Source organism: Arthrobacter caoxuetaonis, from assembly GCF_023921125.1.
GTDB classification, from domain to species: Bacteria; Actinomycetota; Actinomycetes; order Actinomycetales; family Micrococcaceae; genus Arthrobacter_B; species Arthrobacter_B caoxuetaonis.
In genome coordinates, this window is sequence record NZ_CP099466.1 from 2773277 (window position 1) to 2791156 (window position 17880).

The 17880-nt window shown below is 65.8% G+C and carries 12 protein-coding genes; 3 read left to right on the top strand and 9 right to left on the bottom strand.

Annotation, left to right across the window (positions count from 1 at the left end; translation table 11 throughout):
- From rplW to NF551_RS12785, 7 genes are all read right to left on the bottom strand, one after another.
- The gene (gene rplW, locus NF551_RS12760) at positions 1 to 306 is read right to left on the bottom strand and encodes a 50S ribosomal protein L23 (RefSeq protein ID WP_055239348.1); all 306 of its coding nucleotides are present in this window, start codon (positions 304 to 306) and stop codon (positions 1 to 3) included.
- Positions 303 to 917 carry a 50S ribosomal protein L4 gene (gene rplD, locus NF551_RS12765; protein ID WP_227894278.1) on the bottom strand — a complete coding sequence of 205 codons (615 nt, stop codon included), beginning with the start codon at positions 915 to 917 and terminating at the stop codon, positions 303 to 305. The genes rplW and rplD overlap by 4 nt, the downstream gene beginning before the upstream one ends.
- A 4-nt stretch (positions 918 to 921) precedes the next feature.
- Complete coding sequence (rplC, locus tag NF551_RS12770) at positions 922 to 1578, bottom strand: 50S ribosomal protein L3 (protein ID WP_227894277.1); 657 nt, start codon at positions 1576 to 1578, stop codon at positions 922 to 924.
- A 16-nt stretch (positions 1579 to 1594) separates the two neighbouring features.
- Entirely contained in the window at positions 1595 to 1903 is a 309-nt protein-coding gene (gene rpsJ, locus NF551_RS12775; protein ID WP_003803825.1) for a 30S ribosomal protein S10, read from the bottom strand.
- Between the two features lie 493 nt (positions 1904 to 2396).
- Positions 2397 to 2528, bottom strand: a complete 132-nt coding sequence (locus NF551_RS18970; RefSeq protein WP_269437186.1) for a hypothetical protein — start codon at positions 2526 to 2528, stop codon at positions 2397 to 2399.
- A gap of 32 nt (positions 2529 to 2560) precedes the next feature.
- Positions 2561 to 7288 carry a hypothetical protein gene (locus NF551_RS12780; RefSeq protein WP_227894276.1) on the bottom strand — a complete coding sequence of 1576 codons (4728 nt, stop codon included), beginning with the start codon at positions 7286 to 7288 and terminating at the stop codon, positions 2561 to 2563.
- Entirely contained in the window at positions 7270 to 7620 is a 351-nt protein-coding gene (locus NF551_RS12785) for a hypothetical protein (protein ID WP_227894275.1), read from the bottom strand. Before NF551_RS12785 ends, NF551_RS12780 begins: the two co-directional genes overlap by 19 nt.
- 306 nt (positions 7621 to 7926) lie before the next feature.
- Between NF551_RS12785 and aroA the strand changes: the two genes are divergently transcribed.
- Genes aroA through NF551_RS12800 form a run of 3 tightly spaced genes read left to right on the top strand, consistent with a single transcriptional unit; the run spans position 7927 to position 14186 of the window.
- Positions 7927 to 10968: a 3-phosphoshikimate 1-carboxyvinyltransferase gene (gene aroA, locus NF551_RS12790; RefSeq protein ID WP_227894274.1), complete on the top strand. Its 3042-nt coding sequence runs from the start codon at positions 7927 to 7929 to the stop codon at positions 10966 to 10968.
- Positions 10965 to 12164: an acyl-CoA dehydrogenase family protein gene (locus NF551_RS12795; RefSeq protein ID WP_227894273.1), complete on the top strand. Its 1200-nt coding sequence runs from the start codon at positions 10965 to 10967 to the stop codon at positions 12162 to 12164. The genes aroA and NF551_RS12795 overlap by 4 nt, the downstream gene beginning before the upstream one ends.
- 9 nt (positions 12165 to 12173) lie before the next feature.
- Entirely contained in the window at positions 12174 to 14186 is a 2013-nt protein-coding gene (locus NF551_RS12800; RefSeq protein ID WP_227894272.1) for an oxidoreductase, read from the top strand.
- 52 nt (positions 14187 to 14238) lie between these two features.
- On the opposite strand, the gene tuf is transcribed toward NF551_RS12800, so the two are convergent.
- Together tuf and fusA are read right to left on the bottom strand one after the other, a co-directional pair.
- Positions 14239 to 15429, bottom strand: coding sequence for an elongation factor Tu (gene tuf, locus NF551_RS12805; protein ID WP_104052739.1), 1191 nt, complete (start codon positions 15427 to 15429; stop codon positions 14239 to 14241).
- 230 nt (positions 15430 to 15659) lie between these two features.
- Entirely contained in the window at positions 15660 to 17774 is a 2115-nt protein-coding gene (gene fusA, locus NF551_RS12810) for an elongation factor G (RefSeq protein WP_227894271.1), read from the bottom strand.
- Positions 17775 to 17880: the final 106 nt, after the last annotated feature.

A 17880-nucleotide genomic window follows, 5' to 3' on the forward strand; every position in this document is an offset into this window, starting at 1 on the left:
CTAGCTGAGCGGACCGCCGAAGATGTCGATTGTGCCTTCCTTCAGGGTGACAATCGCGCGCTTGGTGCTCTTGCGCTGTCCCCATCCGAACTTGGTCCGCTTGCGCTTACCGGCACGGTTGATGGTGTTGATCGAGTCGACCTTGACGGAGAAAATCTTCTCCACGGCCAGCTTGATCTCGGTCTTGTTCGAGCGGGGGTCGACCAGGAAGGTGTACTTACCTTCGTCGATCAGGCCGTAGCTCTTTTCCGAGACGACGGGTGCAAGCACGACGTCGCGCGGATCCTTAGCGGTGGTCGCGCTCACTTGGCGTCCTCCTTGACAGTGTTCTTGCCAACGAACTCGTCGTAGGCAGCCTTGGTGAAGACCACGTCATCGGCAACAAGCACGTCGTAGGTGTTCAGCTGATCTACATAGATCACGTGAACAGCGGTGAGGTTACGCACGGAAAGTGCAGCAACATCGTTGGCGCGCTCGATGACAACGAGCATGTTCTTGCGGTCGGAAAGTGAACGCAGCGCTTCGCGTGCTGCCTTGGTCGACGGCGTTTCGCCGGCTACCAGGGATTCCAGCACGTGGATGCGGCCGTTGCGTGCCCGGTCCGAGAGTGCTCCGCGAAGTGCGGCAGCAATCATCTTCTTGGGGGTGCGCTGGCTGTAGTCGCGGGGCGTCGGTCCGTGGACAACGCCGCCACCGGTCATGTGAGGAGCACGGATTGAACCCTGACGGGCGCGGCCGGTGCCCTTCTGCTTGAACGGCTTGCGGCCTGCACCGCTAACCTCTGCGCGGGTCTTCGTCTTGTGCGTGCCCTGGCGGGCAGCGGCAAGCTGTGCCACTACTACCTGGTGCAGCAGCGGTACGTTCGTCTGAACGTCGAAGATCGCTGCGGGGAATTCAACAGTGGTTTTGTTAGCCATGAGACTAAGCTCCCTTCACGGCGGTGCGTACGAGGACGACCTGGCCGCGGGCGCCGGGGACGGCACCCTTGATCAGCAGCAGCGACTTCTCAACATCCACGGCGTGGACGGTGAGGTTCATCGTGGTGTGACGGACGGCGCCCATGCGGCCGGCCATCCGAAGACCCTTGAAGACGCGGCCGGGGGTGGATGCGCCACCAATCGAGCCGGGCTTGCGGTGGTTCTTGTGAGCACCGTGGGAAGCGCCAACACCGTGGAAGCCGTGACGCTTCATAACACCGGCGAAGCCCTTGCCCTTGGAGGTGCCAACGACGTCGACCTTCTGGCCGGCTTCGAACATCTCAACGGAGAGTTCCTGGCCGAGCTCGTAGGTGTCGGCGTCAGCGGTGCGCAGCTCAACAACGTGGCGGCGAGGCGTAACGCCTGCCTTTTCGAAGTGGCCTGCCAGCGGCTTGGTGACCTTGCGGGGATCGATCTGGCCGTAGCCGATCTGAACGGCGGTGTAGCCGTCCTTGTCCGCATTGCGCAGCTGGGTGATGACGTTGGAATCAGCCTGGACCACGGTGACGGGGATGAGCTTGTTGTTCTCGTCCCAGACCTGGGTCATGCCCAGCTTGGTGCCCAGGAGGCCCTTAACCTGGCGGGTAAGTGAAGAAGACATAAGTATCTGCTCCCCCCTACAGCTTGATTTCGATGTTCACGTCTGCAGGCAGGTCGAGACGCATCAGCGAGTCAACGGCCTTAGGCGTGGGGTCAATGATGTCGATCAGACGCTTGTGCGTGCGCATTTCAAAGTGCTCGCGGCTGTCCTTGTACTTGTGCGGCGAACGGATAACGCAGTACACGTTCTTTTCCGTGGGCAGCGGCACGGGGCCTACTACCGTTGCGCCTGCACGCGTGACCGTCTCAACGATCTTCCGTGCTGATACGTCAATGACCTCGTGGTCATACGACTTCAGCCGGATGCGGATTTTTTGTCCCGCCATGGCGTCGTGCCTCTTTCTTCGAGTATTGCTCTCTGTACAGTTTTTGCCCCTGGCGGCCATGTTGGCCCCGGTGCTCCTCCAACAAGCTGAATCCGGAAGCTCCGGGTTCCTCAACCTGCCGAGGCTCCGACCCCCGCGCTCGGGCGTGTCGCAGATTCGAAACTGGCAACACCCGTTCAAGAATGGGGGCGGGTTATATATGGGCTTTTCCCCTGAAGGATTCGACCCTGCGCCAGGCATTATCCTGACCGGGACGCAATCTCATCACGCACACAGAGCCGATTTTCGCGGCCTGCTCAGCGCGTGCGGGCACAAAAGCGCTTGAACAACTTCTCTAGTTTGCCAGATCGAACGGCAGAACGCGAATCAGCGGCTGCCGGCAGGGACTGGCTTCTAGCATATGGACGCATCACCGTCCCGGAATTACCCGGCGCATGGCGCGTCATTTTCCTTCAGTCTAGCCCAGCGGGGCTGGGCCGCCGAAATCCTGCGGCTAGGGCCTGTCCTGCCTGTTGGCACGGCGGATCCGCTTCGCCCGGTTGATCTCCGAAGAAAAATGGCGGCGCCCCCAGCCCACACCGACGACGATGGCTGCTGCAATGACCAGCAAGATCAGAAGTTCCATTCCCTGAGCCTAGCGGAGCCGGCACCGGGGCGTCAGGCCCTGCTGTCTTCCTTTTCCCGGCTTTCCTCAGGGTCTGCACGCACCCTCGTCAGGCGCCAGACCGCAAGCCCGATCAGCCCCGCAGCGAGCAGCGCCAGCAGCAGGAATGTGTAACCGCGCAGGTACCAGAGCACTGCAAGGGCCACTCCGGCTGCGCCCCAGATCGTGAACAGCTTCCGGCTGGCCAGCAGGCCGAAGGCGAGCAGCGCGGCGTGGGCAAGAAGTGCCCACAGCTGCTCTCCGGCATCCCCCGAGCTGACGGTGCCCAGGCCGCTCCCGGAGACGATGACCGCGGCGGCTCCCAGCACCGCGGTGCCCCTGGTCCCCCGGCGGCGGATGAACTCCCAGGCCGCAACCCCGGCCAGGACAGCTGCCCAGTACTGCAGGGACCAAAAGAGGTCCGCCGGGCCCAGGACAAACCAAATCAGGCGCTGCACGGCGAACGCGGCAGGCAGGACTGCAGCCTCCGTGGCCGCTTCGCGAAGGCCGCCGGGCACTTCCCGAACCGCCAGAGCCAGGGCTGCGAGCAGGGTCAGTGAACCCGCTGCGGCAGAACTGTTGAACTCGGCCATGGCAGGAACCGCGCCCAAAACCAGCAGCCACGAGGAGCCGCTGCCCATGATCCGCAGCCGCAGTACCGTCCTGGGAACCTGCTCCGCGAGGGACATGATGAGCCGGGCAGCCTGCAGTGCCAAGGCCGCACCCCAGGCCGGCCAGAGTTCCCCGTAGCCCGGCGCAAACGGCGCACGAAGGACAGTCCGTTCGAATTCTCCGGCACACAGAAGGGCAGAGGCAAAGACGAGCGCAGCCGTCCCTGCGCTGAGCCAGGGCATGTTCCGCGTGTAGGACGCCGTCAGCAGACCCGCTGCTGCCGCCGCTGCAGCAAGGCCGCCAAGAGCGAGGCTCTCATCCGCTGCTGCGGCCAGCCCCGTGAGGAGGATGAATCCACCGGCGGAAGCAAGCAGGACGGTCCGGACCGGCAGGGGCAGGGCCGGCCGGGCTTCACCGGCAAGGGCGGCGGCGGCGAATGCTGCCAGCACCAGGCCGGCAGCCATGATGGACAAGGGTGCCTCCGGCAGCACTCCCCCGCCGCTGAAAGGCACGAGTTCGGTCAGGGCCAGCGGCAGGGCGCCTAGGGCAGCTGCTGCCGGATACAGCATTGCTGCCCTGCGGCAGCGGAGGAATCCCGAGACGCTTACGACGAGCAGCAGGAGCAGGAATGCGGAGACCACGTCCCGCTGCATCCGGTCCGCCAGCAGCGCCGCGTATCCCACGGGTGCCATGGAGAGAAGGGCGAGGCTCGTCCACAGGGCGGCAGCGCTCAAGCCAACACCTGCCAGCCGCGGTTCCAGGACCGTCCGAAGAATTTGGGCTGTGGCAACGGCGGCCGCACCCGAGGCGAAGAGGCCGTGGATGTTTGCGCCGGCGTCGGCAGCCACCAGAACCGCCAGAACCGCGGTGAGCAACTGAACTGCCAGAAGATACCGGCCCCTGTTCGGATGTCCCTTTCGGGCAGCCAGATAGGACGAGTAGCCAAGGGCAGCGAGGACCAAAAGCTCGTAGCCGCGAAGTCCCAGCAGGCCTGCGCCCGTGATGCCGGCTCCTGCGAACCCGGCCACGGCCAGGGCCTCCCAACGGCCCGGCCGCAGCAGCAGTGAGGACGCTGCATTAATGCCGAGCGCGGTCCAGAGCACGGCAACGCCCCAGACGGCCTCCTGCTCGCCGGCCAGCCGGATCGCGGGGACAGCGAGCAGTGCGCCCGCTGCAGCCGCTATGACCAGTTCGGCGCAGTACGGCAGCGCCCGGCCGTTCCGGATCCTTACGGCAGCGTCCAGCTGGGTCAGCAGGAACACGGCAGCGGCGGCAAGGATCATGATGAGCAGTGTCACCGGTTCCGTGCGCCCGGACAGAAGGTAGGTGAACGGAAGGACCGTCTGTACAGCCAGCCCGCTCCACCGGACAGGTTCCGCAAGGCCCAGGTCCCGTACCCGCGAGTGGAACAGCGTCCTGAGAAGGTGGCCGGCCGCCACCCCGATGGACATCACGGCGAAGAATGCGCCGCGGGAATCCGCTGCCGCATCGGCTGCAATGAGCGCGGCGAGGAGCGGGGCAAGTGCCTGCGCGGCGGCGAGGTACGCGCCGCGGAAACCGCCGGCCCGGTCGAGCACCATCACGACGCAGTAGGCGAGCGCGGCGGCGCAGAGGAACTCATATCCCCGCAGCCCCAGGACACCGGCTCCCACTGCCCCCGCTGCGAGGAATCCGCCCGGGGCCAGGAGGGCGAGCAGCGTGTGCCGGTGCCGTGCCGCCGTTGCGAGGTTGGCAGCAAGGGCGACCCACAGCGCGGCTGCGGCCCAAGGCCCCGCCGGGGACTCTGCGGCGCGAACTCCGGCACACAGCAGCAGGACCAGCGCAGCGGCTGCCACCGGCGCACGGTTCCATGCCGGATCGGTTTTCGGGAGCAGGGATGCGGCGACCTGCGTCACCACCGCGCTGGCCCCCGCTATCAGGAGCAGGACACTGCCGGTTTCCGCCTGAGCCTGGGATGCCAGCAGCAGATAGTAGGCCGGGGCCACGGCGGCCAGGGCGAGCAGGCTCCCCCAGGTGAGCACCTGCGCCATTCCGAAGAAGTCCAGCCGCTTGCCGAGCAGGGTCCTGGCCAGGTGCTGGAGGGCCAGGGATACCGCAACCGTCACAAAGACGCCGTGCACCGTAAGCCGAAGGTCCGCTGCCACGAGCGCGGCCAGAACGCTGACGAGCGCCTGCCCTGCGGCCAGGTAGTACCCGCGGAGCGGACGCGGGGCGGCCCACAGTGCCTGGACGGCACTGTAGACCACTGCCGCAGCGGCAAGTACTTCATATCCGCGCAGGCCAAGCTGGCCGGCACCAAGCAGGGCACCGGCGAGGAAGCCCGCAGGAGCATAGAGTGCGGCCAATGCACGCCCCGTCCGCTCAAGCAGCAGCGACGAGGCGGTATTCAGGAGCACGGTGACCCAGATGACCGCAAGCATCAGGCCCTCCGCCGGAGCCTCAACGGCGAGCGCAGCGGCGAACGCGAGTGCAGCGGCCGCGGAGAGGCCGTGGACCGTCTGCGGGTAGTTTTCCGGCCTGCCGGTGACACCGAGCAGGACGGACCACGCCTGGTTCAGCGCTGCGGCCAGGAAGGCCGCGGCGAGGGTCCAGGTCCAGGCACTTCCGGGTGCGCTGGATTGCAGCAGGATGAAGACTGCCAGCGGCACGGCCGGGAGGGCAGCAGTCCGTGCTGCCAGCGTGAAGGCTGCACGGGTCCCGGCTTGGGCTCGTACCGCACGAAGGACAAAGTAGCCGGTCAGCGTAACGAGCAGCAGCAGGACCGGCCACAGCGGCGCCCCGCTGGTCAGCAGGCAGGCCAGGACAGGAAGCAGCAGCGCTGCTGAGGCCAGCGGCTCAGCAGCGTTCCGGAGCTTCCATGCTGCCGTGAATAGCGTGAGCTGGGCCAGGACCGCTGAGGCCACAAAGAGCCACAGGTTCCCGGAGCCTTCGTGCGCTTCCACCGCGTAGGCCACGGCCGCTGCCGTGGCAGCGGCGAATTGAAGGGCAAGCACGGCCAGGAGGTCGGTGTGGAAGACCCGCACGGCCCCGGGTGCGGTTTCTGAAAGGCCTGGCGAGCGCGGCTCCTCCTTCGGCGTGGCCTGGGCCGGTGCAAGGCTCAGGGCCGCAACTGCGAGGTAACGGCCGGTTCCGGCGCAAAGCGCGGCGGCCTGCACCCCCAGCAGGAAGACAGCCGCCAGCAGGGTCGCCGGCAGACTGTCCAGGACGGTGTCTGCGAGCGCAGTGAGTCCAACCGTCGCTGACACACGCGCTCCAAGACTGTGCGCCAGTGCCTGGGACCGGGGTGCCTGCCGGAACATCACCAGGTAGTACGCACCAAAGGCCAGGAACAGGGCCGCAATGGCTGCCGTGCCGAGCTCTGCCCAGACAAGTACCGCGGCCGCTGCCGTCGCGGGCACCAGATAGCGGTGCGCCTGCACGAAGGCATCCAGGTAGATGTTCCGCAGCCAGGCCGGACGGCGGATCGCAGCCAGGCTGATCAGCGTTGCCAGCAGCACGGTGAAGAGGAAAGCCCAGACGATGCCGGCGCGCAGGGACGCCCCCGAGGCCAGCGCCGTCGAGATCAGGAAGGTCAGCGCCAGATAGGTCACCACGCGGCTTTCCAGCCGCGCTGCGGCGTAGGCGAACGCCGCGCTTCCCACCACTGAAGTGACCAGCCAGGCCAGGGCCGCGTCCGGCAGGAGGAAGTTATAGAGGGCGAGCCCCACCACGGGTATCAGCGCCAGACCAGTGCCCGTAAACGCGACAGCGGCAGGGCGCAGGGCCTTCCGCCGTGAGTGGACCACCAGCCCGGAAGCGTAGAAGAGCACCGTCAGGGCCACCACGCCCGCGAACCGTGCCTGCTCCGGAACCGAAATACCGATAAACAGGGACGCTGCGGCGACAAGCAGCAGGCTGCCCGCATAGAGGGTGATGTTGATGTTGCGCAGGTCCCTGCGGCGCTTCTCGCGGGCAAGTTCCGCTTCCGACTTCACCGGCTGCGGAGGATGCGCCGGCGGGCGGACAGCGCCTGCTGCCGCGGGGGCGTTTCCCCACGGGCGCGGCGTCCCCGCGGCTTCAGGCTGGAGCGGCCGCTGCGCCTCCGCCTGCGGTACCTCCGGCCGCGGTACGGTCACCGGCGGCAGCGGCATGACAGGTTGGGACGGCAGGGGCTGCTGCCGGGGAGATGGAGGGTGGAAAGCTGCAGGGTTCGGCGCGGGAACCTGGGGAGCAGGAGGGCCGAAGGCTGGCCCGGAACCAGGTTCCGGCTGCGTACGGTATTCCCGGGCAGGTGCGGCACCCGCAGTACCGGCGGCAGCAGCAGCGGCCGCAGCACCTCCACCGGCAGCAGCAGGGACAGCAGCAGCGCCGGCCGGAACGCCGGCGGCCTGACCCGCCAGCCCGGCATCCCGGCGTCCAGCCTGGTAGCCCTCCTCGAAGATGTGTGCAGGATGAGGCAGAACTTCTCCGTATCCGTAGGCATTACCGGATGTGCTGCCCGCGGACCGCCGCGCACTCAGGCGGCCCACTGCAAATCCGCCTGCCGCAACGGCAAGAAAAAAGAAGAACTCCCCCATGACCTGCTGCTTTCCAAAGACGTCAAAGACCTGCCCATCCTAAATGGCCTTCTGACTCCCGCGGCGCACGTGTCGCGGGTTGTGGAGAAACACCGGATCCCTGAGACGGATGGGCGCTCCCCCGGGCTGCGCTGCCCGCGCCCCTGTTCCGGCCCCGCTGCGCAACTGGTAGCGTCACCTTCCGGGGTGGCCGCCTGAACGAGGACAGCCGTTTGAAGGGCTCTGACGCCATGTACCTTTCGGTCCTGGGAACTGCGCAGCGCATCTGTGGCGAAGCCCTGGTGCCCAACTCGAAATACCACGCACACAGGGCACTGATCCTGGCTTCCCTGGCGCCGGGCACCAGCAGGATCACGGGTCTGACCGACGCCCGGCACGTGCACTACACGGTGGAAATGCTCCGGCGCCTGGGCACCCGGATCGAGATCGACGGCGGCACCTACGTGGTCCACGGCGGACCGTACCGTCCGGCGCGCCAGGACATCTCCGCCGGAAGTTCCGGCACCACCCTTTACTTCATGGTGGGACTGGCTGCCCTGGGCTCGAAGGATGTCACCGTCACGGGGCAGAAATACTTCCAGCGGCGCCCTATCGGTCCGCTGCTTGCGGCGCTGCGCCAGATGGGGCTCGACGTCGACTCCCCCACGGACTGCCCGCCCATCAAGGTGCGGGCCAAAGCGCCTACCGGCGGCGAGGTCCACATTGCCGGAACTCTCTCCCAGTGGATCTCGGGCCTGCTGCTCCTGGCTCCGTTCGCTTCCCACCCGACCGCAGTGGTGGTGGACGGAACGCTGAACGAACGCACCTACCTGCACCTGACGGTGCAGATGATGCGCCGGTTCGGACTGCGGATCGACGTGTCCGAGGACTGGCACCGCTTCGAAATCCCGCCCGGCCAGCAGGCTGTTCCCACCGATATGCGGATACCACCGGACATTGGGTCGGCGGCCTTCGGACTCGCCGCAGCGGCCCTGCATCCGGCAGACCTGCTCCTGCACGGGCTGCAGACAGTCACGTCCGCAGGCGCTGACCACCCGGAAGCGGACTTCCTGGACGTCGCCGCTTCCATGGGGCTGCCCATGAAGTACGACGCCGCACATGACGCGGTCCGGGTCCGGCACGACGGGGTGTCCCTGCAACCTGCAGAAATCGACTGCCGCACCGTCCCGGACATGCTTCCCATCCTCTCCGTCATGGCTGCCGGCGCCGACGGCGAGAGCATCTTCCGCAATGTCGCACACGTGCGCCTGAAGGAATCGGACCGGGTTGCCGCCATGCTGCAGCTGAATTCCATGGGGGCCGAGGTCCGCATCAGCGGCAGTGACCTCCGGGTCCGCGGATCAGCCCGGCTGACCGGTGCGGACCTTTCCTCGTTCAACGACCACCGGGTGCTGATGTCCCTGGCCGTCGCGGCCTCGGCCGCCGAGGGACTGTCCACCCTGACCTACCCGAATGCCTACCGGATTTCCTACCCGGAGTTCCTTAAGGCAATGAACTCTTTCGGCCTGTCCATGCAGGTCCAGGACGGGAAGGCAGCGAGGCGGCCCGCATCCCGCGGTACCCGTCCCCGCCAGGGCAGGACACCGGCCCTGGACATCGAGGCAGCTGCCCGGGTCACGGCCCCGGACTGGGTCCGCCGCTGGGCGGCCGAACGCCCTGCACGCACTGCCGTGGTGGATGGCCGCCCGCAGGACACCGGACACCTGACCTGGGCAGAGCTCGACGCCGGAGCAGACCGGATCGCGGCAATGCTGCTGGACCTGGGGGTGCGTGCCGGAGACCGGGTGGCGTTCCAGCTGCCGAACTGGAGCGAGTTCGTCCTCTTGACCGTGGCTGCGCTGCGGATCGGTGCGGTGGCAGCTCCCATCATGCCGATTTTCCGCGAACGGGAAGTCGCGTTCGCGCTGCACCGTTCCGGCGCCGCCGTCGTTGTTGTTCCCGAGGAGTTCCGCGGACGGCACTACGCCGCCGAGCTTTCCGGGATCCTTGCTGCCGGCAGCGATCCCGACTATGAGCTGGCGGTTCGGCACGTCCTGGTCATCGGAGCAGCCGCCCCTCCCCTGCCGGTGCGGGACCGGGGCGTGAGGTGGCACGGCTGGGAACAGGAGCTGGCCGAAACCCCGGTGGACCGCGAACGAATAGACGCGGCCGCACCGGATGCCCAGGTGCCGGCCCAGCTCCTGTTTACCTCGGGAACCACCGGAGAGCCCAAAGGCGTCCTGCACCGGCATTCGACCCTCTCCCGGGCCGCGGCAATGCAAGCTCGCCAGCTGGGACTCGGTGGCGGCGACGCCATCTTCGTTCCCTCTCCCCTGGCCCACCAGACCGGTTTCCTTTACGGCATGTGGCTCTCCTTTGTCCTCGGAACTCCCCAAATCCTGCAGTCCGTCTGGGATCCGGTCCGGGCCCTGAACATGCTGCGCGCCTGGCAGGGCACGTTCGTGCAGGCCGCCACCCCGTTCCTGGATGACCTGGTCAAAGCCGTAGAAGCCGGTTCCCCCGCGCCCCGGAGCCTGCGGATCTTCGTCAACACAGGTGCCGCCGTTCCCCGCCACCTTTCCGAGCGGGCCACCAGGGTGCTGGACGCCGCGGTTTGCGGGGCTTTCGGGACCACCGAGACGTGCCTGGGTGCCGTTTCCACCCCGGGAGACGATCCGGCGCTCGTCTGGGGAACTGACGGGCAGCTGCTGCCCGGGGTCCAGGCACGGATCGTCAGCGACGACGGCCACCCGCTGCCCGCAGGAACGGAAGGGAACTTTGAACTCCTCAGCCCCACACTGTTCGAGGGTTACCTTGACCGCCCGGACCTCACCAAGGAGGCGTTCACGGACGATGGCTGGTACCGCACCGGTGACCTGGCAACACTGGACGACGCCGGTTACCTCCGGATCACCGGACGCGTACGGGACGTGATTAACCGGGGCGGGGAGAAAATCCCGGTGGCCGAGATCGAACAGCTGCTGTACCGGCACCCGAAGGTCGACGACGTCGCGCTGGCCGCCATGCCGGATCCCCGGTTGGGCGAACGGGCGTGCGCCTTCGTGGTTCCTGCCGGAACCCCGCCCACGCTGCGCGAACTCACTGATTACCTGGACCGGTGCCGGGTTGCAAAGCATTATTGGCCGGAACGGCTTGAACTGCTCAGCGAGATTCCCCGCAACCCCGTGGGAAAGGTACAAAAATTCCTGCTGCGGGATCAGGCGCGGCAACTGGCCGGGAAAGCCCGTGCCGCCGAAGACAGGAGTCCTTCGTGAACACCAGCGCCACCAAGACCAGCACCGTCACCGCCGACGGGCGCGGCAGTTCGGTCCCGGAACCCGATTATCTGGCACTGCTTGACCGGGTTACCAGCTGGGTCCAGGGCCCGGGCGAGGAGTGGTCCGGAAGAATCGAAGCCACGGGCACCGTCCCGGACGACCTCTGGAAACAGCTGCGCGAAGAAGGCTTCCTCTCCCTCGCTGCCCCGCGGGATCTGGGCGGCACGGGCCTGAGTTTCGTGCAGTGGATGGGCCTCATGGAAGTCTTCTCCCGTTCCCATGCTTCCGTGCGGATGATCGTCCACGTCCTGAACGGGACCTGGCGGGCCATGAATCCTTTCGCCGATGAGGCCCAGCGGCAGCGGTTCGTTCTCCCCGCAGTCGCGGGCGAGACCGTCGTCGCCTTTACCCTGACAGAACCCGCGAACGGCAGCGGAGCGGACATCACCTCCTCCGTCCGCAGGGACGGGGACACCTATTACCTCAGCGGACGCAAGCACCTGATTACCTTTGGCGTCCGCTGCGACTACTGGCTTCTTTTTGCCCGGCTGGAAGGCAGCACCGGAAGGGACGGGACGGTGGCGCTCCTGGTGGACCGCAATACACCGGGCGTCCAGGTGGAGGACACTTCGGCGACCATGGGAGTCCGCGGCACCGACCACGCCTCCCTCACCTTCACCGATGCACCGGTGCCGGTCGGGAACCGGCTCGGCGCTGAAGGAGACGGACTGGCCGTCGCCCTGGGCGGGTTCCTGACGCCGAGCCGGATTTCGGTGGCGATGAGCTGTGTGGGCCTGGCGCAGCGTGCACAGCAGCTGGCCGTGGACTATGCGCGGCAGCGTACCACCTTCGGCAAGCCGCTGGCGTCCAGGCAGGCCATCGCCTTTTCACTGGCTGAAAACGCCGCAGACATCGCAGCGGCGAAGGCCCTGACACTAACCGCCGCAGCGGCCTGGCAGGCGGCTGAACCCACCGCCGCTGCCCTCTCCTCCATGGCGAAGCTGACCGCAGTGGACATGCTGGGACGGGTCACGGACAAGGCCCTGCAGGTCCACGGCGGCATCGGCTACTGGCAGACCCAGCCGATTGAACGTGTGTACCGCGACGCCCGGGCGCAGCGGTTCGAAGAGGGCACGAATGAGATCCAGAAGGCCGTTATCGCCCGGGAGATCCTCGGCGGAGCGGCCGGGTAGGCGACTGCCATGCCGGATGACCCGCGCCCAGGATTCCGGCAGTTCCCGCATGTCTTTGCGCCCGGCAGGATCGGAACGCTGGAGGTGCCGCACCGGATCATCATGGGCTCCATGCACCTGAACTTTGAGCAGGATCCGCCCGCACTCGCCTCCTTCTACGCCGAGCGGGCAGCGGGCGGCGCCGGGCTGATCGTCACCGGAGGCGCCGCCGTCAACAGGGAAGGCTCGGGCGGCCCGACCTATCTGGTGGCGGGTGAGGTACCTTTCCGGGAAGCTGCCGCCGCAGCACTGGAAGCGGTGCACAACGCCGGAGCGAAGCTGGCGCTCCAGCTTTTCCACGCCGGCCGCTATGCCTTCGAAAGCACCTACGGACTGCAGCCGGCAGCCCCGTCCGCGGTCTGGTCCGCCTATTCCAAGGCCATGCCGGCGGCTATGGACGAGGAGCACGTCCGCCGCACGCTTGCCGCTTTCGCTGCTGCTGCGGCCCAGGCCCGGGAATTGGGCTTCGACGCTGTGGAGATCATGGGGTCCGAGGGGTACTTGGTGAACCAGTTCGCGTCGGCCGCAACGAACCGGCGCGATGATTCCTGGGGCGGGGACGCCCTGCGCCGGCAGGCCTTTCCGCTGGCAGTCCTCTCGGCAGTCCGCGGGGCCGTGGGCACCGGCTTCCCGGTCATCTTCCGCCTGTCCGGGGACGACCTGGTCGACGGCGCCGGTCCTCCCGAGGAGTACGTGTCACTGGCCGGAGCCCTGGCCGCAGGAGGTGCAGATGCCCTGAACATCGGCATTGGATGGCACGAATCCCGGATCCCCACCGTGCAGGCCATGGTCCCCCACGGCACCTGGCTTCCAGTGGCAGCCCGTATCCGACAGCACCTGGCGGGTGCCGGGCATACCGTACCGGTGATCGGTTCCAACCGGATTAACTCGGTGGCGCAGGCGGAGGCGGCCCTGGCCGACCGCATGGTCGATTTCGTGTCGATGGCCCGCCCGTTGCTGGCTGATCCCCGCATCATAGCCAAGTCAGCCGCTGGAAGGCCTGACCTGGTAAACACCTGCATCGCCTGCAACGAGGCCTGCATCGACCGATCGCTCGGAACAGAGCCGGTCTCCTGCCTGGTCAACCCGCGCGCCGGACGTGAACGTGCCTTCCCGGTGTCTTTTCCACCGCGGACCAGGAGTGCCGGCACGCCGCGTGCCGCAGTTGCCGGCGCCGGTCCGGCCGGCCTGCAGGCAGCGGCCGCCCTAGCGGAAGCCGGTATCCACGTGGACCTCTTCGAATCCGCACCCGGAATCGGCGGGCAGTTCCGGCTGGCATGCGTGGTCCCGGGCAAAGCGGATTTCGCCGAGACCATTCGCTACTTTTCCCGGGAACTGCCCCGTCTGGGGGTTGAGATCCACACCGGTGTCCTTGCCGGCGCGGAGGTGCTCTCCGGTTTCAGCCATGTCATCGACGCCACGGGGGTGCTCCCGCGGACCGTCCGCCTGCCGGGAGCCGAGTACCTGCCGGTTTACGACTACCACGAGGCCTTCGCTGTGGCCGCCGCCCTCCCCCGCAGGCTGGCCATTGTCGGGGCCGGCGGCATCGCCGTCGACCTCGCCCACCTGCTCGCGGAACACCGCTTCCGGCAGATCACCCTGCTGCGCCGGGGCAGCCGCATCGGAGAAGGCATTGGGCCCTCCACCCGATGGGCTGTGCTGCAGGCACTGCGCAGTGCCGGAGTCGCGATGCTGACCGGAGTCAGCTGCAAGGAGGTGACGCCACGGGGACTGATCCTTGCGGGGTCCGGCGGGCAGGATGAACTCGTCCCGGCGGACGCCGTCATTGTCGCCGCGGGACAGGTGGAAAACAGCTCCCTGTCGCGCGAACTGGCTGCAGCCGGCATAGCGCACACGAGCGTCGGCGGGGCGGCGTCGGCTGCAGGACTCAACGCCGTGCGGGCCTTTGCCGAAGGACTGGCCTCCGGCAGGGCACTGGCAGGGGAACTGACCGGGGAACGCAAAAGGGCCCCGCTGCCGTAGCAGCGGGGCCCTTTCAAGCTGAACCAAACGGTCCGAGCGTCAGTAGATCAAATTACTTGATGATCTTGGTGACGCGGCCGGATCCAACGGTGCGGCCGCCTTCGCGGATAGCGAAGCCGAGGCCCTCTTCCATTGCGATCGGCTGGATCAGTTCAACGGTCATTTCGGTGTTGTCACCGGGCATAACCATTTCCGTACCCTCGGGCAGGGTGATGACACCCGTGACGTCGGTGGTGCGGAAGTAGAACTGCGGGCGGTAGTTCGAGTAGAACGGGTTGTGGCGGCCGCCTTCATCCTTGGACAGGATGTAGACGTTAGCCTCGAAGTCGGTGTGCGGGGTGATGGAACCCGGCTTCACGACAACCTGGCCACGCTCTACGTCTTCGCGCTTGATGCCGCGGAGCAGCAGGCCACAGTTCTCGCCGGCCCATGCTTCGTCAAGCTGCTTGTGGAACATCTCGATACCGGTAACCGTGGTCTTCTGGACCGGGCGGATGCCGACGATCTCGACCTCGGAGTTGATGGCGAGGGTTCCACGCTCGGCGCGGCCCGTAACAACGGTTCCACGACCGGTGATCGTGAAGACGTCCTCGATCGGCATCAGGAACGGCTTGTCCTTGTCGCGGATCGGGTCCGGAACGTTGTTGTCAACGGCTTCCATCAGCTCTTCAACGGAAGCAACCCACTTCGGATCGCCTTCCAGAGCCTTCAGGCCCGAAACGCGGACGACGGGAGCGTTGTCGCCGTCGAATTCCTGGGAGCTCAGCAGTTCGCGAACTTCCATTTCCACGAGGTCGAGCAGTTCTTCGTCATCAACCATGTCGGACTTGTTCAGTGCGACCAGCAGGTAGGGAACACCAACCTGGCGGGCGAGCAGAACGTGCTCGCGGGTCTGAGCCATCGGGCCGTCAGTAGCGGCAACCACGAGGATTGCGCCGTCCATCTGAGCTGCGCCGGTGATCATGTTCTTGATGTAGTCAGCGTGGCCGGGGGCGTCAACGTGTGCGTAGTGACGCTTCTCGGTCTGGTACTCGATGTGCGAGATGTTGATGGTGATACCGCGCTGGCGCTCTTCAGGTGCAGAGTCGATAGCAGCGAAATCGCGCTTTTCGTTCAGATCAGGGTACTTGTCAGCAAGCACCTTCGAAATGGCAGCGGTCAACGTCGTCTTTCCATGGTCAACGTGACCAATGGTGCCGATGTTGACGTGCGGCTTAGTCCGCTCGAACTTTGCCTTCGCCACGGGTTCCTCCTAGAAAGGTTAGAAGACTTCAATCACCAGCCGCGCTTCTCGCAACTGATCCGATCCAAGTCTACTTGGGGCTGTTTATTTGATGAAATTGCCTTGTGCCGCGGTCCTTGGCAGGTTCCGCTCAGTCTGGCCGCGCAGCCTGGGTCTTCAGGACAAATATCCTTCAGACCCGGGCCGCGCACAGCCGGTGTTCCGGTAAAGCCGGAACACCGGCCAGGGTCTTACTCGCCGCGCGTCTTCTGGATGATCTCGTCGGCTACTGCCTTCGGGACCTCTGCGTAGCTGTTGAACTGCATCGAGTAAACGGCGCGGCCCTGGGTCTTGGACCGCAGGTCACCGATGTACCCGAACATGCCGGACAGCGGAACGAGGGCACGAATTACCTTCACGCCGCTGGCGTCTTCCATCGACTGCATCTGCCCGCGGCGCGAGTTGATGTCACCGATGACTTCACCCATGTATTCCTCAGGGGTGCGGACTTCGACATCCATGATCGGTTCCAGAAGAACCGGGCTGGCCATCCGTGCAGCTTCCTTGAAAGCCTGGCGGCCGGCGATCTTGAACGCCATTTCGGAGGAGTCAACATCGTGGTAAGCGCCGTCAATAAGCGTTGCCTTGATGCCAACCACCGGGTAGCCGGCGAGGATACCGTCGGTAAGGGCGCTCTGGATGCCCTGGTCGACGGAGGGGATGTACTCGCGCGGAACACGGCCACCGGTGACCTTGTTGTCGAACTCGTACATCGCACCTTCAGCAGTATCCAGCGGCTCGATGGCAATCTGGATCTTTGCGAACTGGCCGGAGCCGCCCGTCTGCTTCTTGTGCGTGTAGTCGTAGCGCTCGACCGTACGGCGGATGGTCTCGCGGTAGGCAACCTGGGGCTTGCCCACGTTGGCCTCAACCTTGAATTCGCGGCGCATGCGGTCCACCAGGATGTCCAGGTGGAGCTCGCCCATGCCGGCGATGATCGTCTGGCCGGTATCTTCGTCGAGGGAGACCTGGAAGGTCGGATCCTCTTCGGAGAGCTTCTGGATGGCCGTGGAGAGCTTCTCCTGGTCACCCTTGGTCTTCGGCTCGATGGCCACGGAGATAACGGGCTCCGGGAAGCTCATCGATTCCAGGACGATCGGGTTCTGGAGGTCGCACAGGGTGTCGCCCGTGGTCGTATCCTTCAGGCCGATAGCGGCGTAGATGTGACCGGTGGTGATTTCATCCACCGGGTTCTCCTTGTTGGCGTGCATCTGGAAGAGCTTTCCGATGCGCTCCTTCTTCTGCTTGGTCGAGTTCATGACCTGGGCGCCGGAAGCAGCCTTGCCGGAGTAAACGCGGATGTAGGTCAGACGGCCGAAGAACGGGTGCGTCACAACCTTGAACGCCAGTGCGGAGAACGGTGCATCGGCATCAGCGGCGCGCTCGAGGACAACCTCTTCGTCGCGGATGTCGTGGCCCTGGATGTTCGGAACATCCAGCGGGCTCGGCAGGAAGGCGACAACAGCGTCAAGCATCGGCTGGACGCCGCGGTTCTTGAACGCGGAGCCGCACAGCACCGGGTAGATTTCGGAGTTGACGGTCATCTTGCGGATGCCGGCCTTCAATTCCTCAACGGTGAGCTCTTCACCTTCGAGGTACTTGTCCATCAGCTCATCGCTGGCTTCTGCCACAGTCTCCACGAGCTTCGCGCGGTACTCTTCGGCCTTTTCCTGCAGGTCTGCGGGGATCGGCTCAACTTCGTACTTTGCACCCATGGTGACGTCACCCTTGGCGTCGCCGCGCCAGGTGAGGGCACGCATTTCGATGAGGTCAACGACGCCTTCGAATTCGCTTTCGGAGCCGATCGGCAGCTGGAGGACCAGCGGCTTGGCGCCGAGGCGGTTGATGATCGTGTCTACGGTGAAGTAGAAGTCAGCGCCCAGCTTGTCCATCTTGTTGACGAAGCAGATACGCGGAACGTTGTACTTGTCGGCCTGGCGCCAAACAGTCTCGGACTGCGGCTCCACGCCTTCCTTGCCGTCGAAGACAGCAACGGCGCCGTCGAGCACGCGCAGGGAACGCTCAACTTCGACAGTGAAGTCAACGTGACCCGGCGTGTCGATGATGTTGATCTGGTTGTTGTCCCAGTAGCACGTGGTAGCTGCGGAGGTAATGGTGATACCCCGCTCCTGCTCCTGTGCCATCCAGTCCATGGTCGAGGCGCCGTCGTGCGTCTCGCCAATCTTGTGGTTGACACCGGTGTAGAACAGGATGCGCTCGGTAGTAGTGGTCTTGCCGGCATCAATGTGAGCCATGATGCCGATGTTGCGGACCTTGTTGAGGTCGGTAAGCACGTCCAGTGCCACAGTTACTCCCTAGTTTTGGTTCTGGCCCCGCCGGTCATCAATTCGGCCTGCGGCCCTGAGGCCCGCCGGAGCGGGCCGCAGGGCCTGGGCTGAAAAGATATGGGTG

Coding starts and splice junctions, on each gene's coding strand:
- NF551_RS18970 (WP_269437186.1), bottom strand. CDS start 2,528: ATGGAACTTCTGATCTTGCTGGTCATTGCAGCAGCCATCGTCGTCGGT.
- rplC (WP_227894277.1), bottom strand. CDS start 1,578: ATGTCTTCTTCACTTACCCGCCAGGTTAAGGGCCTCCTGGGCACCAAG.
- NF551_RS12800 (WP_227894272.1), top strand. CDS start 12,174: ATGCCGGATGACCCGCGCCCAGGATTCCGGCAGTTCCCGCATGTCTTT.
- rpsJ (WP_003803825.1), bottom strand. CDS start 1,903: ATGGCGGGACAAAAAATCCGCATCCGGCTGAAGTCGTATGACCACGAG.
- NF551_RS12780 (WP_227894276.1), bottom strand. CDS start 7,288: ATGCCGCTGCCGCCGGTGACCGTACCGCGGCCGGAGGTACCGCAGGCG.
- rplD (WP_227894278.1), bottom strand. CDS start 917: ATGGCTAACAAAACCACTGTTGAATTCCCCGCAGCGATCTTCGACGTT.
- NF551_RS12785 (WP_227894275.1), bottom strand. CDS start 7,620: ATGCCTACGGATACGGAGAAGTTCTGCCTCATCCTGCACACATCTTCG.